Raw genomic sequence first — 24,450 nt, forward strand, 5'->3', positions numbered from 1 at the left:
GTGCGCCCATACCCTGGGCAGGGTGCTGTCTCGTTCTCCCGGGCTGTGGAACGAGCTCGTTTCCGCAATTAGAACATGTCCAGGATACCTGTGTTTCTTGTGCCGTTGAATCGCCAGAACCTGCCGGGTCTGCCCGCGCTGGCTACCGTATCACGTCGATATCGCCAAATGAGAGCGCCGACCCGGCGGACCCTTTCGCATCGGCACCGGGATGCCGGGTTCGGGGCCGGCTGCACCGGCGATCGGTGCAGCCGCGAGCAGGACGTAGCGCCGTCTCAGATCTGGCGGAGGCCGCCATCCACGAACAGTTCGATGCCGTTCACGAAACTCGCGTCGTCCGACGCCAGAAATACTGCCGCCTTCGCGATTTCGTCCGGCTCGCCGACGCGGCCCATCGGAATGAGCGAGGCCAGGTGGTCGAGGAAGCCTTGTTGCTGATCCGGATCGGTGCCAACGAGCTCGACCAAGCCAGGCGTCCTGATCGGACCCGGGCTCAGCGTGTTGATGCGGATACCGCGACCCTTCAGGTCGAGAATCCAGTTGCGGGCGAAGGCACGGACGGCGGCTTTGGAGGCGGCGTAAACGCTGAACGCTTCGGTCCCGCCGCTGGCTGCCGTGGAGCCGGTCAGGATGACCGACGAACCTGTGCCCAGCAGCGGCAAAGCGGTCTGGACGGTGAACAGGGTGCCTTTCACGTTGCGCGAGAAAGTGTCGTCGAAGTGTTCTTCGGTGATCTGCCCGAAGGGCATCAGTGCGCCGCCGCCCGCATTTGCGACGAGAACGTCGAGCTTGCCGTGCTTCTGACCGATCCGATCGAACAGGGCGCGCAGCTGCGCGATATCCGCAGAGTCCACACGGGCGCTTTCCGCATCGCCTCCGATTGCCTGGACGGCGGCATCGAGTTCCGCCTGGCGGCGACCGGTGATATAGACTTTCGCGCCTTCGCTGACGAAACGTCTGGCAATGGCCAGGCCGATGCCGGTACTTCCGCCGGTAACGACCGCTACTTTTTGTGCAAGTTTCAGTGACATGGTTTTTCCTTGGCTATGAAATCGGGTTTTGCATTGAACGCAGTCCTCAGTGTGGGGCGAAGCCGGCGGAAGGAGAAGACAGGCCGGCGTCATATCATTTATGCTCTCATTGCATGAATCGAAATCAGGCCTGGGAAAAATGGATAAGTTGATGTGGATGCATTGCTTCGTACGGGCGGTCGAAACAGGCAGTTTCTCCGCAGTGGCAAGGGAGCTGCAGATCGGCCAGCCCAACGTCAGCCGGCATATCGCCTCGCTCGAGAAACTGCTGGGTACGCGGCTGCTGCATCGCTCGACACGCCATCTGGCAACGACGCCGGAAGGACAGGCCTATTACGCGCAGGCAAAGCATGCCCTCGATGTCATTGCGCAGGCGGAGTCCGACGCCCGCGGCGAAGAGCATCCGCATGGCTTGCTGCGCGTGGCATGCGCGGAGAGCCTGGGTACCGAGGTTCTGATGGCGGCCTTGCCCCGGTTCTTATCCCGTTATCCCGACGTGCAGGTCGAGCTCAGGCTCAGCGACAGCTATATCGATCTGGTCGCCGAAGGCGTCGACATCGCGATCCGCGGCGGCGCCCTCAAGGACAGCGCGCTGCGTGCACGGCGTGTCGGGACATCCGAGCGCATCTGCGTCGCCAGCAAGGCCTATCTCGAACGGCATGGGGCGCCGGCCGAGCCGCCGGACTTGATGCAGCACGAGTGCATCGTCTACACCCTGCTGGGCAGCGGCGGCTGGCCCTTCAGCACGGGCGAGGTCCACGTCGGCGGGCGTCTACGGCTCAACAACCTGGAAGGCATCCGCCGCGCAGTGCTGGGCGGCCTGGGCATCGGCTATCTTCCTTCCTGGATGGTCGCCGGCGAACTCGATCGCGGCGAGGTAAGCGCGCTGCTGAGCGCCTACGCCGTATCGGGCACGCCCTTGAACGCCTTGTATGCGGCCGAGCGGCTGCTGCCGCAACGGGCATCCGTATTCCTCGAATTCATCAGCGGCGTGTTTGCGGGAACGCGCGGGCTCAACGGCGTGCCCCTGGTCTAGCGGCCTGCGTTCAGGCGCCGGCTTCCGTGGCCGGTGTCATTCGTCGATATGCACCGGGGCTGACAGCCGCACCAGTCCGTACTGTTCAGCAAGAGCAAGGAGGAGGCACCGGCGGAGCCGGCGTCCCCAGCACGTAGCCCAGCGACTCGACCGGCGCGATCGTCGTCGCCTTATGGAGGCGGACGCGCAGGTCGACCAGGGGAAGCAGCAAGGCCGAGGGCACGGCGTCGCATTCACCGGCCACATGCAGGTCGCAAACGCTGGCCCGCACGAAGCGGATGCAGTTGGCGGCGTGCGAATTGGCCATGCAGATCGCGCGATTGGCAGCGGCGCTGGCGGGCCAGGCAGTTTCCGGGATCACGGATAAATCGAATTTCAGGTACTCGAGGCGCACGTGCTGGTCCGTGATCGGCGGTGCAAGCACGAGCTCGCCAGGTGAATTCCGGAAGACGGCATCCTGCTTCACTTTGTCGATTGCGGTGGTGTCGCTCGGGTAGATGTTGACGGCGGCGGCGGCGGCGCGGCGTGTGACTTCCTGCAGGGTGTTGTACACGAACAGCAGGCGGGAGACTTCCATGATCCCGAACACGAAGCTGAAGAAGACGACCGCAAGCACCGTGAATTCGATGGCAGCGATCCCCGATTCCCGCACCCCGGGATGTCGTGGAGCACGGCGCGTAGATTTAATTGCCGGCATAGCGCATCGTCACGTCAGCAGTGACTAACAGACCGTAGCGGCCGGTGTCCACGGCGCCGAAGAATGTGTCGGCCATGCCGAAACTGATGTAGACACGCACCTTGGATGGCGTCTTCCCGGTCGAAGAGCCGCACGACAGGCCGTCGCAGGTGATCTGCGGCGGGTCGAACTCCTTGCCGGGAGCAAGTTCGGCGATCTCCTGATTCGCTATCTCTTCCGCAATCTTTTGTGCCGCGGCGCCCAGTTTCTTGGAGCGCATCTCGGCAGCCGGTACCGAAGCCATGTAGCGTGCCGCGTCCTGTGCCGCTTTCTGCGCAACGGTGTAGTGCCACAAGCAGCGCGCATAGAAAACCGGAAAGGTCAGGAGTGTGATGAGGATCGGCAGTATGAGGGCCAGTTCGACGGCCGCGGAGCCGCGCTCCCGCCTGGGCGAACGTGGCAACTTCCTTGGCAAACGCGCTTTCATGGATAGAGCTCCACTTGACCGGAAAGTGCCTGTTCCGGGATCAGGCCGGCAAACTCGGCGATCAGGCTGGTATCTGTAGCCGGGACCGTCATGAAGAATTTGCCGATCGCCACTACGGTCGCGCTGGTGTTGGTGCCGGACGGTGCTGCCGGGGAGCAGGACAATAGCGGTATGTTGAGGACCCGCCGATTCAGCGTCGAGATATCGAGGTGGTCGGCGCCCGGGCTGGCGTAATTGCCGGAGGAGGTGCTGGTCGACAGGTAAGGCGTGGCTGTCGCGGTCGGGTAGCCCGGTGCGGTCGGGCCGGACTTGTACAGGGTCGACCAGTCCGACGTACTGAAGGTCGCATAGCCGCTGGCCGGTTCCGGCGCGTCCAGCGGCGTCGGGGCCTTGGCCGCTTTGGCGAAAGCCCATAGCGGACCGTAGTCGCCCGCCGACGCGGGGGCGGTCAGAAGATCCGCGGCGGTCTCGCGCTTGCCTCGCGAGGTCACCGTCAGGGCGGCCCGGCTGCCCTTCGTCGGATTCATCCATTTGACGGCGTTGTTCTTGTCGTATTCGTAGGCCTGGACGTTGTAGTCCGGAGGGGCGCCATTGGCTGCGCAGGGACCGCTTCCGTAGATGTCGAAGCGCGAATTGAGCGGCGTGGACAGGGATGCCAGCGGCGATGTGGATGGGAGCGAGGTCACGCGAATGGTGCCGCCCGTGAGGCGCGGGACCCATACGCTGCCGCTGCACATGAACGGACCGAGACTCGAGCTGCTGAATGCGGGGCCGGCGCCTCCCGGTACGGCGACCGGGTTGACGATATAGCTGATTGCGCTGGTCCCATTCGGGTTGAGCTGCATCAGATCGTAGCTCACTCCGCGCCTGTAGCCGTATTGAACCAGTTCGTTGAGTGTCACGCCGCCGGAAGTCGTAAAGGTGTACTTGCTGGCGGCGTCAGTGGACATTGCGCAAATCGCTATCGGTGTCACGTTGAGCGCCGACCGTCCCGCCACCGCACTTTCTCTCATCCGGATCGCACTGGTGGCGCCGGTCACCAGATGCATGAGGAAGGTATTCACGGTGCCGACGGAAGGGTCGAGTCCGGCGGTGTCGACCTTGGCGTAGTAGAGCGCCGATTTCGTTGTCTGGGGCGTTCCGTTGGCTGAAGAGGCTGGAATCCAGTTCCCGTCGCGCGCGGGTGCGGTGCTGAAGCTCAGGGCGGCCTCGTTCCATGGGACGGGGGCGCCGTCCTGAAAATAGCCGTAGCGAAGGGCCTCGGCGGTCTCCCTGGCCCTTTTCTTTGCCATCGTGATGCCGTCGTCCGTGCCGTTGAGTTCGCGTGCGGCCGCCAGGGCGACTGCCTTGGCCACGCCGGTCAGGTCGACCTTGCGGTTGTACAGCTGGCCGGCATCCAGGGCCAGGCCGCAGAACGCGACGATGACGAACAGCAGCGGTACGAACATGATGGCGAAAGCGCCTCGTTCGCGGCGGCGCCTCGTCGCGGCATGCCCCGACCTGCGCATGGCCGCTGTGCCGTAAGCGCCGGCCTGGCCGGCACACGATTCGGATTCCGATCCCATACCTTCCCTCGCCATTTCCTTCGATTTCTTTTTCGATGGCACTAGCCGGACCGAATCAGTCTATCGATATATGGGCAAGAAAATTTGAGAATTGGCAAACCGGGGACAGCAAGGCAGACGCGTTCCGGGCGTTGACCGAGGCGCTCAGGCGGCCTGCGGGCGGCGCGGTACCGCCAGCCGCTCGAGGAGCGCCAGGTAGGCGTGCTGGGCGCGCCCGATGTCACCCGCCGCGAACCACTCCTGCTCGTCGATGTTGCCGGCGTCGGCATAAACGCGGTAGTAGCGCACGAGCACGCGCAATTCCTGCGCCGGGTCGTCCTGGATCAGGGCGATCTGTGCGCCGTACTGCTGCCCGCGCGCACGGTAGGACAGATAGCGGTACAGATAGGCCTTGCCGGTGCGGCGCTCGTCGCCACCGACTTTGATGTGGCTGCCCAGGCCATTGCCGGCCAGGTCGAACTGCGCCAGGACCGCGTCCTGCACGCGCTCGAGCATGGCTTCGACCTGCTCTCCCTTGGCGCCGAACACTCTTTTGGCGACTTTCGGAAAGTCGGTCCGCATGCGCACTTCGATCGCCGCGAGTACCGCCTCGTGGACCCTGTTTTTCAAGGCCTGTTCGTAGTAACGCACGATCCCGCCGTCCTCGAAGGGATCGTCCTGCGCGCGTTCGAGGTACCTGCGCTCGTTCGCCGTCAGCTCGGCCGCGGCATCGGCCGCTTCTTCCATGTTCACGTTTTTCATCGCTCAATACCCATCCATGAATAACTCCATCTCGACACCGCGTGTCGTCCAATTCCCGGCGCCGCCGTCCGCCAGCGGCATCCGGGGATAGCCGTCCTTTTAGATGGCGTACGCCGGGCCCCGGGCGGGGAGCTCATGCCACAGGGCGAGGACCAGCGCGAGCTCCGCACGACGATTTATTGAAGCAAACCGAACGTGATGCATCCGTTGGTTCCTTGCTGAGTCACGACAGCATAGGCCGTATGTTGACTAAATGCAACTTGAAGCCTATGCTGCTGGCGGCTCAACTCCAGGCAGACGACCATGTCCGAAGAACTCTTTTCCCACCCGGGATTCAGCAAACTGCGCGAAGCCCTGTCGGTATTCAACCCGTTCGAGGTGCTCGGCCTGGAAACCTACGAACTGCGCCACACCAAGACACTGGCATGGCTCCTGGACCCCAAGGGCAGCCATAACCTGGGTACGGCCTTCATCGAGCGCTTCGTCCGGGGACTGCCTGCCGGGGTCGCAGGGCATGTGCCGGCGAATCTGGACGCGGCGCGCGTCTTTTCGGAACTGCCGGTCAGGAACAAGACCCTGATGCTCGGCGAAGCTTCTTCGCCGGAGGTGGCCGAAGCGGCCGAACAGGACAGCAGCAAGCGCATCGACGTCTATGTCCAGGTCGACTCCACCTTCTTCCTCGCCATCGAAGCCAAGATCGGCGCGAACGAGCACGGCGATCAATTGCAGCATTACCGCGAAGCGGTGCAAAAGCAGGCCGGCGGACTGGCTTCGGCCAGGACGCTGCTGCTCTACCTGACCCTCGACGGTGCGGCCCCGGCACAGCAGGCCGAAAGGGACTATTGGACGCCCATCGACTGGAGCGGCCATGTCCTCGCTCCCTTGCAGGCGATGCTGCAGGCAAGTCCCCAAGCCGGTGACTGCGCCGGACAGCCCGGTCCCAACGTGATGCATTTCCTGTCCGACTACCTCCGCACCCTGCAGAAAGTCACGGGATCGCGTGACTTCGCTCCCCGCGTACTTGCCGAAGACCTCCTGAAAGAGGAAGACTACGAAGGGCCGATCGGAAACATGCTCAAAACCTTTCATGGCCAGAACGCCGAGGCGAAGGCCCGGCTCGAGTTGCAGCTGAAGGGGCTAAAGGGAGGGCTGGAAGCGGCGAAACTGCTGCAAGCGGTCGAATCCGATCTGCGCGCCAGGGTCTGCGACACGCTCGCATCCCACATCGTGCGCGACGACTGGGTGCGAATCGGTTCCGGCGCGAAAAGGCAGCGGCAATCGGCCACGTCGACCAAGATCGATTTCATGACCCCGACCATGGCGAAGCTGATGGGAACCGGCAAGCCACAGTTCTTTTTCAGGCTCGACATTCGCAGGGCGAAGACGGTCGAACTCAAGCTGTTCTTCGAAAATCCGCAATGCGTCGAGGACAAGGAAACGCTGCCGTCGCTGCAGCGGAAGCTGATGGCATGGCCGGGCAATAAGAGCAAGGAAGAATGGCCCGCTTTCATGGAAGAACACTGGAACCTTGGCCAAAAGATCCCGAAAGGCGGCATTGGCCAGAAAATGGCCTTGACCACCTTCGGTGGGGTCCCAAGGACGATCCTCAGGCCGCATCCTGAACCCAAAGAAATTAGACAGGCGCAGGACTGGCTCGCAAACGTCGTTCGTTTCGTCGACCGCAAGATCGACGGGATGTCGGGCGGGGCGCCGGCCTAGACGCGCTCCACCGAACCGGCGCGACGCGGATTGTCGCTTCATGATCGATAATCGTCATGACTGCAATCGAGGAGCGCCTTTGTCTTTATATACGCACTATCCCGTCAATACGAATGGCCGCGACTTCGTGGTCGGCGATATCCATGGCTGCTTCGACCTGCTGTCGGCGGCATTACGCGATATCCGCTTCGATCCGGAAGCCGACCGGCTGTTCAGTGTCGGCGATCTCGTCGACCGGGGGCCACAGTCGGCGCAGGTCGTCGAATGGCTGGCGCAGCCGTGGTTTCATCCGGTGCGGGGCAACCACGAGCAGATGGCGATCGACTACGTCGCGGGCGAACAGGATGGCCTCGAGTACCGGGTGAACGGCGGCCGCTGGTTCATCGACCTGCCCGCCGGGATGCAGGCCGACATCGCCCGCATGTTCAGCGTGCTGCCCATCGCCATCGAAGTCGGGACGCGCTCGGGAGCGGTCGGGATCGTGCATGCCGACTGTCCTTTCGACAGCTGGCAAGAGCTGGTCGCCGAGCTGGGCGGCGAAGACGGTGAGGTAATCGCCAACATCAGCATGTGGAGCCGTGAGCGTTTCGGCGCCCGCATCTCTTCCCATGTCGCCGGCATCACCAAAATCTTCGTCGGCCATACGCCGGTGGACCGCGACCTCTTGCTCGGTAACGTGCACTACATCGATACGGGTGCGGTATTCAACCAGACCTTGACGGTGCTCCCGCTCGAACAGGAATAGGCAGGACTTGCCGGTAAATGTGTATACTCGGCATTTTGCCGATGTAGTTCCATGGCTGCTGATCAACAAGACAGAACCTCCTTCCTGGCAGGCCGCTTCCGTGACCTCACTGCGACGCTGCTTTCGCTGGCCGCCGTGCTGTGCGCCGGTCCCGTGTCGGCACAGGCCGGCAAGCCGGCGGCACCCGCGGCTGCGGCCGCACCGGTCAAGCTCGACACCGTCACCGCGCGCCGGGGCGACTTCCAGCTGACGGTCGACGCCGCCGGCAAGCTCCAGCTTCATAAATGGGCCGATGCCTATGCCCAGATTGCCGGACAGGTGAAAGACGTGCCGGTCGCCATCGGCGACACGGTCCAGGCGGACCAGGCCTTGCTCGAAATCGCCCCGGCCCAGCAGGCCACCAAGGTCGAGAGCAATCGCGCCCAGATGGCCCGGCTGCAGGCCGAACTCGCCGACCAGCGCGCACAACTCGATTTCGCCCAGCTCCAGTTCAAGCGCCAGACGCAGTTGAAAGCGCAGAACGCGACCCGCGAGGAAGCCTTTGAATCGGCGCGGATGAACGCGTCGTCGGCCAGCGCGCGCCTCGATGCGATCACGGCGCAGATCCGCGAACTCGAAGCGACCTTGAAGATCGATGAGGAAGCCCGCCAGAAGACGCTGGTCAAGTCGCCGATTGCCGGGACCGTGGTGTCCTTGGCCGCGCGCCCCGGACAAATCCTTGCCGCCTCGCAGCTTGCCGCACCGCTGCTTCGGATTGCCGACCTGTCGGAAATGACGGTGGCCGCGCGCGTGGCGGAAAACGATGTGACGCGCTTGCGGCCGGGCATGGCCGCCAGTTTCACGACGCCCGGCTATCCCGGAAAGCGCTGGTCGGGAAAGCTGCGCCAGGTTATTCCCGTCCCGGCCGACGGCACGGGCGAGCAGGGCAAGCAGGCCTTTTATATCGTCCTGTTCGAGGTCAAGAATCCGGATCACGAACTGATGAGCGGCATGAGTGCCCAGGTGCAATTCCTTGTCGCCCAGGCGCGCGATGCCGTGCTGCTGCCGGCCAGCTGCCTCGGCGCGCCGGACGAAGACGGCCTGGTCAAGGTCAACGTGGTCGACGCCGGCCAGCGCGTCAGTGCCCGCAAGGTGAAGGTCGGACTGCGCAATGCGCAACAGGCGCAGATCCTGTCCGGCCTGGCGGCGGGCGACAAGGTGCTGGCCGGTCCCGTGCCCGATGCGCTGGCGGCGCCGGCATCAGGCACTTGAGGTGCGCCCATGACGCCTCGCGCTTTCAGATCGTCTCTCCTGTTCGGCCTGGTTTGCGCCGCGCTGGCGGGCTGCGCCGGCCGTGGTCCGATCGCGGAGCCGCCGCCCAAGGTCGACTTGCCTGCCGCCTGGACGGCCGCCGGGGCCCCGAACCATCAGGAATGGCCCGACAAGAACTGGTGGCAGCGATTCGGCAGCCCTGAACTGACCCGTCTGGTCGATGAAGGCCAGTCCGGCAACCTGGAGCTCGCGGGCGCACTCGCACGCGTGAGACAGGCGGAGGCCGAGGCGCGCATTGCCGGCGTGTCCCTGCTGCCGACGGCGACTTTCTACAGCGACGCCAACCGCTCGGTACCGATCCGGAGCGGCAGCGCAAGCACCTCCGCCGACAGCGGTCTGCAGGTCTCCTACGAAGTCGATTTCTGGGGCAAGAACAAGGCAGGCGTGGCGTCGGCGGAAGCCTCGCTCGAGGCCAACCGTTTCGACCGCCAGACCGTGGCATTGACGGTCACCAGCGGCATCGTCTCGACCTATCTGCAGGTGCTGTCGCTGCGCGACCGGCTTGCCGTCGCGCGCGGGCATGTCGCGAATGCCGAGCACGTCCTGTCCCTGGTGCAGGCGCAAAAGAACGCGGGCGCCGCCTCTTCGCTCGACCTGGCGCGCCAGCGCTCCGTCGTCGCGCAGCAGAAGTCGGACATACCGGACCTGATGCAGCAGGAGCGCGAAGCGCAGTCGGCCCTTGCCATCCTGCTCGGCAAAACGCCGCAGACCTTCTCCGTCGGCCAGAAGGGACTGGACACGATCACCTTGCCCGAGGTGTCCCCGGGCCTGCCCTCCGAGCTGCTGTCGCGCCGCCCCGATATCCGCCGCGCCGAGGCCAGCCTGGCCGCCGCCAATGCCGACGTCGCCGTCGCTCGGGCGAACCTGTTCCCCAGCATTAACCTGACAGGCGCGATGGGCACCCAAAGCAGCGCCTTGCTGTCGCTGCTGAATGCACCGAACCTGCTCGCCAATGTCAGTGCGTCGCTGATCGCGCCGATTTTCGACGGCGGCCGGCGGAAGCGGGAACGCGATCTCGCCATCGCCCGGAAACAGGAGCTGGTCCAGGTGTATCGCGCGACCGTGATCGCCGCCCTGTCCGAAGTGGACACGGCGCTGGGCCAGATCCGCAGCCTGGATGAACAGCGGCGCCTGAAGACCACCGAGCTGGAAGAGGCGCGCCAGGCCTACGACCTGGCGGAAATCCGCTACAAGGCCGGGGCCGAAGACCTGATGACGGTCCTCGACACGCAGCGGGCCTTGTCGGACGTGCAGAACGATATGGGAAAACTGAAACTGAAGCGGCTGCAGGCGACGGTGTCCTTGTACAAGGCGCTTGGTGGTGGCTGGAAGGACGATCCGGGGCAGGGCGTTCCGCTTCCCGCAAAGACCTGAGGCTTGGCGGCGAAACGACACGCCGGCTGGTGCCCTTGGTACAATGAGCTCACCATGAACAAGCCCGCCATCTCCCTCATTCTCGGCGCGACCATGCTGTCCGCCACGCTGGCTGCCTGCAACAGCAAGACCTCGGCCAGCGAAAAGAACTTCGGCATCGCCGTCACCCAGTATTTCGCCAAGAAGGGCGACATGTGCCTGGACCCGGTGAAATGGCCGGTCGACGTGTATGAAACCGACCTGCGCCAGCAGAAGCTGTATCCGGACGGCGTCGCCGGCCAGATGGCGGCGCTGGAAGCGGCGGGCCTGGCCAGGGGCGAGGACGTCGAATCGCCCGGAAGCGCGCCGAAGGTCAAGGTCAGGCGCTACACGATGGCCGACGCCGCCAAGCCTTACCTGCACGCGGACGCCGGGGGAGAGCCGCGCATCTGCTGGGGCCGCAAGTCGCTGGAGAAGGTGGAGCGCTGGACCGACCCGGTCAAGGCGGGCGACCATGAGGAAGCCAGCGTGATCTACACCTACAAGCTGTCGAACGTGGCCGAGTGGGCCAGGAAGCCGCAGGTCAAGGAGGCCTTCCCGGTGCTGGGGCGGAACGTCGACGGCGAGCACAGCCAGAAGGAAAAGCTGTACGTCAGGTCGACGCCGCAGGGCTGGGAAGCGCTCTGATCAATCGTGCGGCGATGGCTTCTTCCCCATTCTTGGAGTAAATTGGAGGAAATTGTATAGAGGTGATGCGATGCTGAACCTGCTCAACGATTTCGAACCCAGGCTCCTCCTGCATGCCGCCATACTCGTGTTTGGCCTCGCCACGTTTTTCGCCCTGATCCTTGTCAGCCGCTGCCCGCAGTGCAACTGGCTCGAATGGGTAAGCGAGCGCTTCAACGCCGACGACACCGAATAACAGACTCGCCGTCAGTTTCTTTTCAGCACCTTCGATCTTGCCCAACGGGCAAGAGAATGCGTTATGCTTGAGTTCGCTCAGCAAGCACATTCCATCCCATCGAAGGAGCCGACGTGAAACGATTGACCGCCAGCCTCGTTGCCATTGCCCTGATCGCATCCGACGCCTCGACCCTGGTCCTGGCGCAGGATTATTCGAAGTACAGTCAGGAGGCACTGGACAAGGAGCTGGCCCGTAACGCGGTGGCGCGGCTGGGCGTGATGGTGCCCATGCGCGATGGCGCCGCCCTGTCGACCGATGTCTACACGCCGAAGAACGCCAAGGGACCGCTGCCCACCATTCTCTGGAAAACGCCGTACAACGAGCACAAGCTGCGCGGAGGGACCCTGCGCTACGTGCTCGAATCGGTCAAGCGCGGCTATGTCTTCATCGTACAGAACGAGCGCGGGCGCTATTTTTCGCAAGGTAAATGGGAGATTCTCGGTCACCCGCAGACCGACGGCTACGACACCCTCAGCTGGATCGCACAGCAGCCCTGGTCGAACGGCAAGGTCGGCACGCTGGGCTGCTCGTCCTCGGCCGAGTGGCAGCTGGCGCTGGCCGGGATGAATCACCCGGCACATGCGGCCATGGTGCCGATGTCGGCCGGCGCCGGCATCGGCAAGGTCGGACGCTTCCAGGAGCAGGGCAACTGGTACACGGGCGGGGTGCCGCGCAATCTCTTCTTCGTCTGGCTGTACGGGGTCGAGAACCCGCTGCGCGCGGAACTGCCGAACGGGCTGCTTTCCGACGAAAAGCTGCGCGCCCGTATCGAGGCCTATAACGACCTGGATGCGAGCAAGCCCAAGGTCGAGTGGAACAAGCAGATCAGGCACCTGCCGGTCGAGCAGATGCTGACTTCCCTCGGCGAGCCGCCATCCACCTTCGAGCAATTCATCAAGCGCGGCCCGGCCGATCCCGCCTGGAACAAGGGCGGCCTGTATCACGAAGGCATGGGCTGGGGCGTGCCGGCGCTCTGGTTCAACAGCTGGTACGACGTCTCGATCGGGCCGAACCTGGAACTGTTCAACCTGGCGCGCATGGCCAACACCGACAAGGAGGCGAGCGCCAACCAGTACGCGGTGGTGGCGCCGGTGCCGCATTGCCAGTACGCGCGGCTCGGGCCCGACACCGTGGTCGGCGAACGCGCCATGGGCGACACCAGCTTCGACGTCGACGGCGCCGTCTACGGCTGGTTCGACCGCTGGCTGAAGGGCGACCAGAAGGCCTTCGCGCAAACGACACCGCGGGTGCGCTACTACATGATGGGCGCCAACCGCTGGCAGAGCGCGGCCCAGTGGCCGCCCGAGAACGCCAGGCCGATGCGCCTCTACCTGCGCTCGAAAGGGAATGCGAACAGCCTGTACGGCGACGGCCGCCTGCTCGGCGAGGCGCCGCCGGCGGGCGAGGCGCCGGACCGCTACCGCTACGATCCCATGAACCCGGTGCAGACCATCGGCGGCGGCGACTGCTGCAACGGCGGCGTGGTGGTGCCGGGCGCCTTCGACCAGCGTCCGATCGAGGCGCGCAGCGACGTGCTGGTCTACAGCAGCGAGCCGCTTACCAGGCCGGTCGACGTGGTCGGCTTCGTGGACGCCGTGCTGAAGGTGTCGTCGAATGCGAAGGACACCGACTTCGCGGTCAAGCTGGTCGACGTCGCGCCCGACGGTACCGCCTGGATCGTCGGCGACACGATCTTCCGCGCCCGCTACCGCAACGGCTACGACAAGCCCGCGCCCCTGAACCCGGGCGAGGTGGTGACCATCCACCCGACGCCGATCGCGACCGCGATCCAGTTCGGCGTGGGCCACCGCATCCGCGTCGAAGTCACCTCGTCGAATTTCCCGAAATTCGTCCGCAACCTCAACACCGGCGGACCGAACGAGAGCGAGAAGGAGGGCGTGGTCGCGGACAATGCCGTCCATCACGCGCCGGATGCGGCGAGCTATATCGAGCTGCCGGTACTGCGCTAAGGCTTGCCGGGCCGCCGGACAAGCCAGTACCGCATGCCTGCCAACAGGAAGCGGTGGACTTCGTCGATCGGCGATGCGTCCCCCTGGCGCCGGAAGCCCGGTTCGCCCAGGATGGCGGACTGGGCTGTCCCGCGCAGCAAGGCAATCCGCCTGTCCTTCCTCTCCCGTGTTGTGGATTTTAACTTTCCTACCCCATCCGCGTAACCAAAGGTGCCGAGCTTGCAACTACCAGCAGTGCGAGTCTTGTGTTGTCATCTTTGTCATGGCAGGATGAGCCATCCTGAGCTCGCACACATTTGTGCGCATGTTCGAACCGGGCTTCGATATGCCAGAGAAAAACACTCCATCCGACAACGACGGGAATCTCGACGGTCAGGCAAGCGAAGCCCGCTATCGCGCGGCGTTCGAGCATTGCACCGACGCCCTGTTCCTGACCGGACTGGATGGCGGCATCCTGTCCGCCAACGTCGCCGCCTGCCAGCTGTTCGGCTATACGCAGGAGGAACTGCTGGCGCGCAATATCGGCGACCTGCTCGACAGCAAGGACCCGGACCTGGTCGCCGCGCTGGCGCGGCGTGCCGCGGCCGGCGAGGGCACGTCCGAGCTGCGCTTTGCGCGCCCTGACGGCGAAGGTTTCGAGGCGCGGGTCGTGGCCAGGGTGTTCACGGACGGCAACGGCCGGCCGGTGACCAGCATGAACGTCCACGACATCAGCGACAGCAAGAATGCGGAAGCGCTATTGCGCGAAAGCGAGCAGCGTTTCCGCCTGCTGTACGAGCATGCGCCGATCGGCATCGGCCACATCGACCTCGACGGCAAATGGATCTATGTGAATCGCGCCTTCGCGGCGATCGCCGGCTATACGCCGGAAGAACTGATCGGCCGCGACAATCTCGAGCTGGCCCCGCCGGACGAGCGCGAGCGCAGCCGCCAGTTCACCGAGCAGCTGCTGTCCGGCGCCATCGAGATCCAGCGCGACCGCCGCCTGCTGCGCAAGGACGGCAGCACACGCTGGATCCGCCTGACCGCGAAGATGCTGCGCGACGAAAGCGGCCATCCACTGTACGGCATCATCCTGTTCTTCGACATCACCGACGCCATGCACGCCGAGGAAGCCCTGCGGCGCAGCGAGGAGCGTTTCCGCACGACCTTCGAGCATGCGCCGCTCGGGATCGCCGAATGCGCGCCGGACGGCCGCTTCGTGGCCGCCAACACGACCCTGCTGGCGATGCTGGGCTATACCTTGGACGAGCTGGAAACCCTGTCGAACCAGGACATCACTCATCCGGCCGACCAGGAAACGGCAGTCCACAATTTCCACAAGCTGTTGACCGGCCAGCAGGCCGTGACGGTGGCGGAGCAGCGCTACCTGCGCAAGGACCGCTCGCAATTCTGGGTCAACGTCACCTGCTCGCTGCGCAACAGCGGCGACGGTCCGCGCGTGCTCGAGATCGTCGAGGACGTCACGGGGCGCAAGAAGGCCGAGGAAGCCCTGCGCGGCGCGGTCGAGTATTCCTACCACCTGGCCAGCCACGACGCCCTGACCGGCCTGGCCAACCGCGCCAGCTTCAACGAGCGCCTGAAGGACGCGCTCAAGTACGCACAGCGCGATGGCCACCTGGTGGCCGTGCACATGCTCGACCTGGACCGCTTCAAGTCGATCAACGATACCCTCGGCCACCACGCCGGCGACCTGCTGCTGAAGGAAGTCGCGCGCCGCCTGCGCACCCACATCCGCGAGACCGACCTCGCCGCGCGCCTCGGCGGCGACGAGTTCGTGATCGTCCAGACCCACCTGGCGGAGGCAGGCGCCGCCGAGGTGCTGGCCGACAAGATCGTGGTCGAGCTGAGCCTGCCTTACCTGCTGGACGGCCAGGAAGTCTACAGCGGCACCAGCATCGGCATCGCCGTGTATCCGAACGATGCGCACGAGCCGGGCCAGCTGGTGAAGCTGGCCGACCTGGCGCTGTACGAAGCCAAGAACCAGGGGCGCCTGAACTACCAGGTGTACCGCGAATCGCTGGGCAAGGCGGCCCAGGAAGCCAAGCGCTTCGAGCGCGAGCTGGAGCGCGCGCTGCGCGACGAGGAACTTTGCCTGCACTACCAGCCGCAATACGACCTGGAAAGCGGGCGCATCGTCGGCATCGAGGCCCTGATCCGCTGGCTGCACCCGGAGCGCGGCCTGTTGACCGCGGCGGATTTCATCCAGGAAGTGGAAAACGCCAACCTGATGCTGCCGGTGGGCGAATGGGCGCTGCGCACCGCCTGCTCGGCCCAGGCCCGCTGGGTGCGCGACGGGCTCGTGGTGCCGCTGACCTTGAACGTGTCCTCGAAACAGATCCGCCATCCGCGCTTTCCGGCCATCTTGAACCGGGTGCTCGACGACACCGGCCTGGCGCCCTCGCTGCTGCGCCTGGAGATGCGTGAGAGCGTGCTGCTGGATCCGAAGTTCTCGGCCCAGGCACTGCAGGAGGTGCGCAAGCGCGGCGTGAGGCTGGGACTCGACGATTTCGGCGCAGAGCTGGCGGCCCTGTCGTCGCTGCAGAAATTCCCGCTCGACATCGTCAAGCCGGGCCAGGAACTGGTGCGCCGGCTATCGCGCCACGACAACGCCTCGGCCATGCTGTCGGCCCTGGTCGGGGTCGCGCGCGACGTCAAGATCACGGTCTGCGCCGACGGCATCGAAACGGCCGACCAGCTGGCCGCCGTCAAGAATCTCGGCTTCGATTGCGGCCAGGGCTATCTGCTCAGCCCGCCGATGGCGGCGTCCGACATGGATCGCCTGGTGGCGGCCGAATTGGCCGGCTGAGGCACTTTTCGCCTGTCATGCATTGACCAGGCGGCCATGCGATCCAAGGCAAGCACGACGTCAAAACGGCTTCCTCGCGCACGCGCACGCGTGTCCAGTGAGTTTTTAAACTGGTAACAAGAGCGTAATGTAAACCACATCGCTGAGTGATCGCTGACCGCCTCGTTTTTATCGGCATGTCGCGATAACCCGCGTGCGGCTGGCATTTCATGCGAATTGCTTATCGAATTCCTGCATAAGCATTTACGACCGGTTGTGAATCCATGAATTCACTTTGCATGAATCCGGTTTCTGTCAGTGTTTTTTACAATACCAAAAATTAATTTGAAAAAAATAACTGCAAGTCGTTGAAAAATTTAAAAAAATCTACAGTGGCATAAAAAATGCTACGTGAGGAGCGCAACATCCCAATCAAAATAAAGGAGCTTTTATGTCTATTGCATCCAAATTCGCCGTCGTCGCAATCCTGTCGGGGGCTGGCGTTGCAGCGCAAGCCGCGCCGGTTACCTACCTTGGCGGTGACAATAACGTGTCCTCGCTTGCGCAAATGGTCAACTCTACTGCGGCAGCCGCAGCTTTTCTTTCGGTTGCCGGAAATCTCAATACGGTTGATTTCGAGTCGGCCCTGCCGGCCAACCTGACCATCACTGGCGGCGTCACAACCAATAACTCGGGATGTGGTGCCTTATGCGGGTTTAACACGACGGCCGGCGGACAATACTTCCGCAGCCTGGTTGGCGGTTCGGCGACGTTCAGCTTCGTTAATCCGGTCGATGCTTTCGGATTTTACGTTACCGGCCTGCAGACAAATCTAGTGTCGCAACAAACCATCGTCTATGTCGATGGTTCGTCAGTCACCCAGACGATCAACGTACCGTCCGCAACGGATGGGGGAGGGGCCTTCATCGGGTTTATCGATTACGGCAACCTGATTGCAAGCGTAACTTTCAACGCTACCAACGATATCGTCGCGTTCGATGATTTACGTTTTGGCCGCTCCGAAAACAATCCAGGCGGCCCCAATACCGATGTGCCGGAACCCGCTACGCTTGCCTTGTTCGGTCTGGCTTTCGCAGGACTCGCTTCGACCCGGCGTCGCAAATCCAGCTAAGTACTTGACCGGAAATAAATGTGAATTTTGGCAAACAGAACCGGATGCGGTGCAAGGCGGCGAGTGCGCCGCAGTGCGAGCACTGCAAGCAGGAGCCAACGCAGCAACGCGCCGGTTCTGGCAGCCAAAAACACATTTATTTATGGGCGAGTACTTAATCACATGAATGGCTGTCCGACTGGCGCAGAGCCATTCTCTACGCCAGTAATTTCGCAACAAATAAGTATTGCCGACAAGGTGCTCGGTGACCGGCAAGCTAGCGAAGCCTTGACGAGGCCGATTTATAAGCCTTCATCAAATCCAGAACGACCCGCGCCGCTCGGCAAACTTCCAGCCGCTGTCCGTCAGCCTGAACCTGTCGTAAAAGACGCCGGGCACGGGCGCATCGGCGGCGGCCGGCCTGGACCCCTCCTCGGCGGGACGCTTGGCCGACAGCAGCAGGATCCGCGATTGTCCGCGCGCCGACCCGGCATCGTCGACGCTGACGATGATGTCGGTGCAGACATGGAAGGTCATGACGTCAAGAGGCCGCTTGCGGAAGGCGGCGAGGATGGCATCAATGCCGGCGATGGCCTGGTCCGGCGCCGATGGCCGAAAGAGCAGGGCGTCCGGCGTGAACAGGGCCGCAAGTTCCTCGTAACGCCGCTGGTCGTTCAGGTAGGCGTATTCCGAGATCAGGCGGGCGCAGGCCCTTTCGATGGCGGCGTGGTCGTCGACGTGCATGCTCATCGTCCTCAGGCCGACTCCGGCACCCGCCGGGTTTTCAGGAAGTCTTCGAGGGTCTCGCCACGCATACTGGCGTAGACGGCCAGGTTCGACATCTTGACCACGCGCGCGAATTTTTCCAGCACGAAGAAGCTGACGCCATACTTCACCAGCCCGAGCCAGTCCTGGCGGGTCACCAGGCCGCGCTCTTCCTCGTTCAGCTGCAGCTCGTCGAAGGCGGCGTCCAGGTCGCGCGCGACCAGTTCGCGGAAGGCCGGCTCGCGATGGCGCCAGAAGAAGCGGTTCAGGCGAGCCGCGTGGATGCTGGCGTTCAGGTCGAAGGGATAGGTGCCTTCGAGTTCCTCCAGGCCGGCGGTTTGCGGATTGCCGTACACCGGCGCGGCGGGGGCGTGTCCGTCGCCCTCCTGTTCGTAGATGGCGACCGCCATATTCGTGGTGGTGGCCAGGTAGTAGCTCTGGTGGATGCACCTGATGTTGTCGTTCAGGGCGCCGCGCATGGCCAGCCACATGATCACCTCGGCGCTTTCGGCGCCGCCGAGTTCCACCAGTTCCGCGTGGCGCATCTTCGCCAGCCTTTCCGGCTCCTCAACGATCAGACGCAGGAATTCCTCGTCCCACTCGATGTTGTTGAAGCCGGTACGTTCGCCGTGGATCTGGTGCGAGAGGCCGCCGGTGCCGACCACCGCGACCTTCAGGTCTTCCGGATAGGATTCGATGGCGCGCCGCACCGCCTTGCCCAGCTTGTAGCAGCGCGCGGCGGTGGGCAGCGGGTATTGCAGGACGTTGATCGCGATCGGCACGATGGCGCCCGGCCAGGTGGGCTCGTGCGGCCACATCAGGGCCAGCGGCGAATTGCAGCCATGGTCGAGCGGACGGTCCTGGAACATGGCCATGTCGAATTCGTCGTTGACCAGCGATTCCATGACGTGGATGGCGAGCTTTGGATGGCCCTTGATATCGGGCAGCGGACGCTTGCCCGCGCCCTCGTCTGCCATCTCGAAGTTCGGCGAGACGCCGACCGCGAAGGTCGGATAGCAATCGAAAAAGAAGCTGTTCGCATGGTCGTTGTAGAAGAACAGCAGCACGTCCGGCTTCTGCTCTTCCAGCCATTTCGCGACCGGCTTGTAGTTCTCGAACAGCGGCGCCCAGGCCGGGTCGTTCTGCCGCTTTTTATCGTATGCCAACCCGATGGTGGGGACGTGCGAGGTCCCGATACCGCCAATAATCTTCGCCATGTTCTCTCGACTCCCTCGTTCAGATCGTATTCATGTCCAGCCATTCCCGCAAGGCGCGCAGGACCGCTTCGGGTTCTTCCATCATCGACATATGGCCGCTGCGCTCGATCAGGCGCAGCGCCGCGCCCGGGATCAGTTCGGCCATGCGCTCGTGGCGTTCGGGCGGGCTCCAGCCGTCCTCCATCCCGCAGATCACCATCGTCGGGCAGGCGATGCTCCTCAACACATCGGTGGCGTCCGGACGGCAGAGGAGGGCGCGGGTCTGGCCCGCGTAGACCGCGCCCGACATCCGCCCCACCATGTCGACCACGGCCTTCACCAGCCGCGGGTCGTCGCGCCTGGCGGGGGCCAGCATCGGCAGGCCCCAGGTCGGCGCGATCGAGGCGATGCCTTGCTCGCGCGCCTGGTTCACGAGGACCATCCGCCTTTCCTGCTCGCCGGGCGCGGCTGCTTCATAGCCGGTATCCAGCAGGGCCAGCCTCTCGACGCGCTGCGGCGCGCGCCGGACGACTTCCAGCGCCACCCTGCCGCCCATCGAGTGGCCGGCCAGGGCAAAGCGCTCGGGCGCATCCGCCAGCACCCTGTCGGCCATGGCCTGCATCGAGTCGAGGCCCTCGAAGCTGATCGTGCGGACTTCGTACTCGGGCTGCAGGGCCGCGGCCTGGGCTTCCCAGACGGCGGCGTCGCACAGCAGGCCGCACAGGAGATAAATCGTTTTCTTCATGTCAGTCGATGTATTTCAGGCCCGCCTTGGCGAGCGGCTCGCGCATGCCGTACATGTCCAGGCCCAGCACGCCGGAGGCCAGTTTCGCGCGCTTTTCCCCTTCCAGGTCTTCGCGCTTTTGCGCGGCTTGCGCAACGCTTGCGGCATCGCCGCCCGGCACCACCACCACGCCGTCGTCGTCGGCGATCACGGCGTCGCCCGGGTTGACCAGGGCGCCGGCACAGATCACCGGGATGTTCACCGAACCGAGCGTCGCCTTGATCGTGCCCTTGGCGCTGATCGCCTTGCTCCACACCGGAAAGCCCATCTCCTTCAGCACGCGCACGTCGCGCACGCCGGCGTCGATGATCAGGGCCTTCGCGCCGCGCGCCATGAAGCTGGTCGCCAGCAGGTCGCCGAAGAAGCCGTCCGTGCACTCGGCGCTCAAGGCGGCCACCACCACATCGCCGGGCTGGATCTGTTCCGCCGCCACGTGCAGCATCCAGTTGTCGCCGGGATGCAGCAGCACGGTGACGGCGCTGCCACCCACCTGGGCACCCGCATGGATGGGACGCATGTATGGCTTCATCAGGCCGACCCGGCCCATGGCTTCGTGCACGGTGGCGCTGCCGAAGGCCGCCAGGCGCTCGACGATACCGCGGTCGGCGCGCTCGATGTTGCGCTTGACGATGCCGAGCTGGTTCATATGAGGCGTGGTCATCTTACAGTCCTTTGTTCCTGAGTGCGGTGTCCAGGCGCGGGTAGACCTTGCGCGCATTGCCTTCGAAGATCTGGAAGCGGTCTTCGTCGCTGAGCGTGGCGGCCTGGATATAGCGTTTGGTGTCGTCGTAGTAGTGGCCGGTTTGCGGGTCGATGCCGCGCACGGCGCCGATCATCTCGGAGGCGAACAGCACGTTCTTCACCGGGATCACCTTGGTCAGCAGGTCGATGCCCGGCTGGTGGTAGACACAGGTGTCGAAGAAGATGTTATTCAACAGGTGCTCCTCGAGCAGCGGCTTCTTCATCTCCTGGGCCAGGCCGCGGAAGCGGCCCCAATGGTAGGGCACGGCGCCGCCGCCGTGCGGGATCAGGAACTTCAGGGTCGGGAAGTCCTTGAACAGCTCGCTGGTGAGGCATTGCATGAAGGCGGTGGTGTCCGCGTTCAGGTAGTGGGCGCCGGTGGTGTGGAAGCAGGCATTGCAGCTGGTCGAGACGTGGATCATCGCCGGGATGTCGTACTCCACCATCTTTTCGTAGATCGGATACCAGAAGCGATCGGACAGCGGCGGCGAGTTCCAGTGGCCGCCCGAAGGGTCCGGGTTCAGGTTGATGCCGACCATGCCGTATTCCCTGACGCAGCGCTCCAGCTCGGGAATGCAGGTGCGCGGGTCGACGCCCGGCGACTGCGGCAGCATGGCCGCGCCGATGAAATGATCGGGGAAGAGCTGGGACACGCGGTAGCATAGCTCGTTGCAGATCGCGGCCCAGGTGGCGCTGGTCTCGAAGTTGCCGATGTGGTGGGCCATGAAGCTGGCGCGCGGCGAGAAGATCGTCAGGCTTGATCCGCGCTCCTTCATCAGGCGCAGCTGGTTGGCCTCGATCGAGGCGCGCAGCTCGTCGTCGCTGATGCGAAGGTCGGACACACGCGGGCCCAGTTCGGGCGTGTTCAGGTTCGCGACCTGGGCGTTGCGCCAGTCTTCCAGGGCTTTCGGCGCGGTGGTGTAGTGGCCGTGGCAATCGATGATCAAAGGCTTTTTCATGGTGCTTTCTCGTGAGGGAGGGCGGCGGGTACCAGGACTTCGCCGCGCATGATGGGGCGCGCCGTGCGCAGCAGGGCGGCGCCGGCGACTTTCTGTTGATCCCGAGGGTCGAGTTCCAGTTCGACGCTGAACTCGCCGGTCGGATGTTCGACCGAGACGGTGCGCCGCAAGCCGCTGCCGGCCCGCGCCAGTCCCCGGGTCACCGAACCCTCCAGCACGCAGGCCGTGGCCACGGTCACCGCCGCCAGCACCCCGATGGCGTCGTGGCAGACGTGGGGGATGAAGCAGCGGGTCGAGACGGCGCCGCCGGCGCCGGGCGCGGACACCAGGCACATCTTCGGGTAGTTCCTGGCCTTGACGTCGCCCAGGCCCATCGCCGGGCCGACGGCCAGGCGCAGCGCTTCCAGCCTGGCCTTCAGGGCCTCGTCGGCGTTCAGCTCCGCCGCGCTCTCGCGTCCCGTGATGCCGAAATCGGCGGCTCGCACCAGCACCATCGGCATGCCGTTGTCGATCAGGGTGGCGTCCACTTCCTGAATGGCGCCGCCGGCGGTGGCGAAGGACACGCGGTCCAGCGTGTTCCCGGTCGGGAGCATGGCAGGGCAGACCGAGCCGGCCGTATCGAGGAAGTTGATCTTCACGGCGGACCCGCTGCCGGGCACGCCGTCGATGCGGGTGTCGCCCGCATAGCGCATGCGCCCGCCCGGCGTCTGCACCGTAACATCGCACTGCATGCCGGTATTGAGGGTCAGGATGCGCGCCGTGGTGGTGCCGGGGCCCGCCTGCACCAGCCCGCGCTCGATGGCGAAGGGCAGCACCGCCGCCAGCATATTGCCGCAGTTGGGCGTGGTGTCGACCTTGTCGGAATCCGGCTGCAGCTGGGCGAACAGGAAATCCAGGTCCACGCCCGGAGTGCCGCTCGCGCTGACGATGCCGGCCTTGCTGGTCAGCGGATGGGCGCCGCCCAGGCCGTCGATCTGGCGCTTGTCGGGCGAGCCCATGACGGCCAGCAGCACGCGGTCGCGGCTCGCGACATCGGCCGGCAGGTCGGAGGCCAGGAAGAAGGGGCCGCGGGAAGTACCGCCGCGCATCAGCGTGCAGGGGAGGGGACGGTAGTCGTCGTCGTTGTCGGTCTCGGTGATCATCTGGAATGTGCTCCACTCGGATGGATCAAGTATCGGCAGCCGGGCGCATATTTGGGTTGCCTTATGCGCGAAAACCGTTCCAAAATACTTATCGGCGCTCCAGCGGCCCGGTCAAAACCTTTATCCTTCGGTGCCATGTCGATCATTAATCTCCACCATCTGCGCGCTTTCAATACCGTTGCCGCCACCGGCGGCATCCGGCGTTCCGCCGACATGCTGTACCGGGCATCCAGCGCCGTCACGCGTTCCGTCGCGTCGCTCGAGGAAAGCCTGGGCACCCAATTATTCGAACGGAAGGGGCGCGGCATGCTGCTGACCGCGGCGGGGGAGGTGGTGCGCCTGCGGGCCCAGATCATCGAAACCGAATTGCGCGAGGTGCGCGACGACGCCGCCCGGCTCGGCGCGCGCGAAGGCTACCTGGTCACCAGCATGGAAGCCCTGTTCAACGAACGCCGCCTGCAGGTGGCGACCATGCTGGCCGAGGTCCACCACATGCCGACCGTGGCCCAGGCGATGGACATGTCGCAGTCCGGGGTCAGCCAGGCCCTGGCCAAGCTCGAGGAAGGGCTCGGGCAAAGCCTGTTCCGGCGTACCGCCCACGGCATGCTGCCCTCGGATGCGGGCAGCCGCTGGATCCTGCGCTTCAACCGGGTGCTGGTCGAGCTCGAGCACATCCACGCCGATATCGCCGCCCTGAACGGCGTGCTCGAAGGTGTGGTCACGATCGGGGCGCTGCCGCTGGCGCGGACCCTGGTGCTGCCGGCGGCGATCGCCGCGTTGGTCAAAAAATATCCGCGGCTGCGGGTGCGGTCCCTCGAAAGCCCATACGAGGAACTGGCGGCGGGGCTGTTGAGCGGACGGGTCGACTTCATCATCGGCGCGCTGCGCAAGTCGGCCAGCCAGGGGCTCGACAGCACGCCGCTGATGCAGGACCATCCCGCCCTGATCGCGCGGGTCGACCACCCGCTTGCCGGCAAGGCTGGATTGTCCTTCAAGGATCTCGAACCCTATGCCTGGGTGCTGTCGCGCGCGGGTTCGCCGCTGCGCATGGCGCTCGAGAACTTCTACAACGAGCATGGCCATCCGCCGCCGCCGCCGGCCGTCGAAACCGGCGACCTGGCCCTGCTGCGCGGCCTGCTGCTGTCCTCGGACATGCTGACCGTGCTGTCGCCGCACCAGCTGCATTACGAGATCGAAACGGGGCAGCTGGCGGTGCTGCGGCTGGAGATGCCCGGCCTCGAACGGCAGATCGGCGTCACCACCCGCGCGGGCGCGCACCTGTCGCCGGGGGCAAAAGCCCTGCTGGCCGAGCTGCATCTGGCGGCCGCCACGGTCGAATCCCACGATAAGTAAATTGGAACGCAAT

Annotated in this window: 22 protein-coding genes; 10 read left to right on the plus strand and 12 right to left on the minus strand. The window is 64.5% G+C overall.

Going from position 1 to position 24,450, the window contains the following annotated elements; translation table 11 throughout:
• Positions 1-275 precede the first annotated feature (275 nt).
• Positions 276-1,031 carry an SDR family NAD(P)-dependent oxidoreductase gene (locus AC1DOP_RS00595; RefSeq protein ID WP_477249117.1) on the minus strand — a complete coding sequence of 252 codons (756 nt, stop codon included), beginning with the start codon at positions 1,029-1,031 and terminating at the stop codon, positions 276-278.
• Positions 1,032-1,170: 139 nt separating this feature from the next.
• On the opposite strand from AC1DOP_RS00595, the gene AC1DOP_RS00600 reads away from it, so the two are divergent.
• Entirely contained in the window at positions 1,171-2,067 is an 897-nt protein-coding gene (locus tag AC1DOP_RS00600) for a LysR family transcriptional regulator (RefSeq protein WP_477249119.1), read from the plus strand.
• Between the two features lie 85 nt (positions 2,068-2,152).
• Here the strand turns inward: AC1DOP_RS00600 and AC1DOP_RS00605 are convergent, their stop codons facing one another.
• The 4 genes from AC1DOP_RS00605 to AC1DOP_RS00620 all read right to left on the minus strand — a co-directional run bounded on the left by AC1DOP_RS00605 (position 2,153) and on the right by AC1DOP_RS00620 (position 5,536).
• Positions 2,153-2,764: a TadE/TadG family type IV pilus assembly protein gene (locus AC1DOP_RS00605; RefSeq protein WP_477249121.1), complete on the minus strand. Its 612-nt coding sequence runs from the start codon at positions 2,762-2,764 to the stop codon at positions 2,153-2,155.
• On the minus strand, positions 2,751-3,230 hold the full coding sequence (locus tag AC1DOP_RS00610) for a TadE/TadG family type IV pilus assembly protein (RefSeq protein ID WP_441933943.1): 480 nt from the start codon (positions 3,228-3,230) through the stop codon (positions 2,751-2,753). The genes AC1DOP_RS00605 and AC1DOP_RS00610 overlap by 14 nt, the downstream gene beginning before the upstream one ends.
• Positions 3,227-4,678: a pilus assembly protein TadG-related protein gene (locus AC1DOP_RS00615; RefSeq protein WP_441933945.1), complete on the minus strand. Its 1,452-nt coding sequence runs from the start codon at positions 4,676-4,678 to the stop codon at positions 3,227-3,229. Before AC1DOP_RS00615 ends, AC1DOP_RS00610 begins: the two co-directional genes overlap by 4 nt.
• A 261-nt stretch (positions 4,679-4,939) precedes the next feature.
• Positions 4,940-5,536 carry a hypothetical protein gene (locus AC1DOP_RS00620; protein WP_477249123.1) on the minus strand — a complete coding sequence of 199 codons (597 nt, stop codon included), beginning with the start codon at positions 5,534-5,536 and terminating at the stop codon, positions 4,940-4,942.
• 303 nt (positions 5,537-5,839) lie between these two features.
• Here AC1DOP_RS00620 and AC1DOP_RS00625 point away from each other — a divergent pair, with 303 nt between their 5' ends.
• The 5 genes from AC1DOP_RS00625 to AC1DOP_RS00645 all read left to right on the plus strand — a co-directional run bounded on the left by AC1DOP_RS00625 (position 5,840) and on the right by AC1DOP_RS00645 (position 11,351).
• Positions 5,840-7,255, plus strand: coding sequence for a PDDEXK-like family protein (locus AC1DOP_RS00625; RefSeq protein WP_477249125.1), 1,416 nt, complete (start codon positions 5,840-5,842; stop codon positions 7,253-7,255).
• Positions 7,256-7,334: 79 nt separating this feature from the next.
• A complete protein-coding gene (locus AC1DOP_RS00630; protein WP_441933951.1) occupies positions 7,335-8,000 on the plus strand; it encodes a metallophosphoesterase in 666 nt (221 codons plus the stop codon).
• 51 nt (positions 8,001-8,051) lie between these two features.
• Complete coding sequence (locus AC1DOP_RS00635; protein WP_441933954.1) at positions 8,052-9,251, plus strand: efflux RND transporter periplasmic adaptor subunit; 1,200 nt, start codon at positions 8,052-8,054, stop codon at positions 9,249-9,251.
• Between the two features lie 9 nt (positions 9,252-9,260).
• A complete protein-coding gene (locus AC1DOP_RS00640; RefSeq protein ID WP_441933956.1) occupies positions 9,261-10,685 on the plus strand; it encodes an efflux transporter outer membrane subunit in 1,425 nt (474 codons plus the stop codon).
• A gap of 54 nt (positions 10,686-10,739) precedes the next feature.
• Positions 10,740-11,351, plus strand: coding sequence for a hypothetical protein (locus tag AC1DOP_RS00645; protein WP_441933958.1), 612 nt, complete (start codon positions 10,740-10,742; stop codon positions 11,349-11,351).
• Here AC1DOP_RS00645 and AC1DOP_RS00650 read toward each other — a convergent pair.
• Positions 11,317-11,670, minus strand: coding sequence for a hypothetical protein (locus AC1DOP_RS00650; RefSeq protein ID WP_441933960.1), 354 nt, complete (start codon positions 11,668-11,670; stop codon positions 11,317-11,319). The genes AC1DOP_RS00645 and AC1DOP_RS00650 overlap by 35 nt on opposite strands.
• A 29-nt stretch (positions 11,671-11,699) precedes the next feature.
• Here AC1DOP_RS00650 and AC1DOP_RS00655 point away from each other — a divergent pair, with 29 nt between their 5' ends.
• The 3 genes from AC1DOP_RS00655 to AC1DOP_RS00665 all read left to right on the plus strand — a co-directional run bounded on the left by AC1DOP_RS00655 (position 11,700) and on the right by AC1DOP_RS00665 (position 17,518).
• Positions 11,700-13,598, plus strand: coding sequence for a CocE/NonD family hydrolase (locus AC1DOP_RS00655; RefSeq protein ID WP_477249129.1), 1,899 nt, complete (start codon positions 11,700-11,702; stop codon positions 13,596-13,598).
• 325 nt (positions 13,599-13,923) lie between these two features.
• Entirely contained in the window at positions 13,924-16,407 is a 2,484-nt protein-coding gene (locus tag AC1DOP_RS00660) for a sensor domain-containing protein (protein ID WP_441933964.1), read from the plus strand.
• A 430-nt stretch (positions 16,408-16,837) separates the two neighbouring features.
• A complete protein-coding gene (locus AC1DOP_RS00665) occupies positions 16,838-17,518 on the plus strand; it encodes a PEP-CTERM sorting domain-containing protein (RefSeq protein WP_441933966.1) in 681 nt (226 codons plus the stop codon).
• A gap of 294 nt (positions 17,519-17,812) precedes the next feature.
• Here AC1DOP_RS00665 and AC1DOP_RS00670 read toward each other — a convergent pair whose 3' ends face one another.
• From AC1DOP_RS00670 to AC1DOP_RS00695, 6 genes are read right to left on the minus strand one after another with little or no spacing between them, the layout of a single operon-like run.
• Positions 17,813-18,247 (minus strand): nuclear transport factor 2 family protein, encoded by a 435-nt coding sequence (locus tag AC1DOP_RS00670; RefSeq protein ID WP_477249132.1) that lies wholly within the window; start codon positions 18,245-18,247, stop codon positions 17,813-17,815.
• A gap of 5 nt (positions 18,248-18,252) precedes the next feature.
• Positions 18,253-19,479, minus strand: coding sequence for a gallate dioxygenase (locus tag AC1DOP_RS00675; RefSeq protein ID WP_477249134.1), 1,227 nt, complete (start codon positions 19,477-19,479; stop codon positions 18,253-18,255).
• A 19-nt stretch (positions 19,480-19,498) separates the two neighbouring features.
• Positions 19,499-20,203 (minus strand): alpha/beta fold hydrolase, encoded by a 705-nt coding sequence (locus tag AC1DOP_RS00680; protein ID WP_477249136.1) that lies wholly within the window; start codon positions 20,201-20,203, stop codon positions 19,499-19,501.
• Between the two features lies 1 nt (position 20,204).
• On the minus strand, positions 20,205-20,888 hold the full coding sequence (gene ligK, locus AC1DOP_RS00685) for a 4-carboxy-4-hydroxy-2-oxoadipate aldolase/oxaloacetate decarboxylase (protein WP_477249626.1): 684 nt from the start codon (positions 20,886-20,888) through the stop codon (positions 20,205-20,207).
• A 16-nt stretch (positions 20,889-20,904) separates the two neighbouring features.
• On the minus strand, positions 20,905-21,930 hold the full coding sequence (locus AC1DOP_RS00690) for an amidohydrolase family protein (RefSeq protein WP_477249629.1): 1,026 nt from the start codon (positions 21,928-21,930) through the stop codon (positions 20,905-20,907).
• Between the two features lie 8 nt (positions 21,931-21,938).
• On the minus strand, positions 21,939-23,084 hold the full coding sequence (locus AC1DOP_RS00695; RefSeq protein ID WP_477249138.1) for a 4-oxalomesaconate tautomerase: 1,146 nt from the start codon (positions 23,082-23,084) through the stop codon (positions 21,939-21,941).
• A 135-nt stretch (positions 23,085-23,219) separates the two neighbouring features.
• On the opposite strand from AC1DOP_RS00695, the gene AC1DOP_RS00700 reads away from it, so the two are divergent.
• Entirely contained in the window at positions 23,220-24,437 is a 1,218-nt protein-coding gene (locus AC1DOP_RS00700) for a LysR family transcriptional regulator (protein WP_477249140.1), read from the plus strand.
• Positions 24,438-24,450: the final 13 nt, after the last annotated feature.

The sequence above is a fragment of the Massilia sp. 01N410 genome (assembly GCF_056399665.1).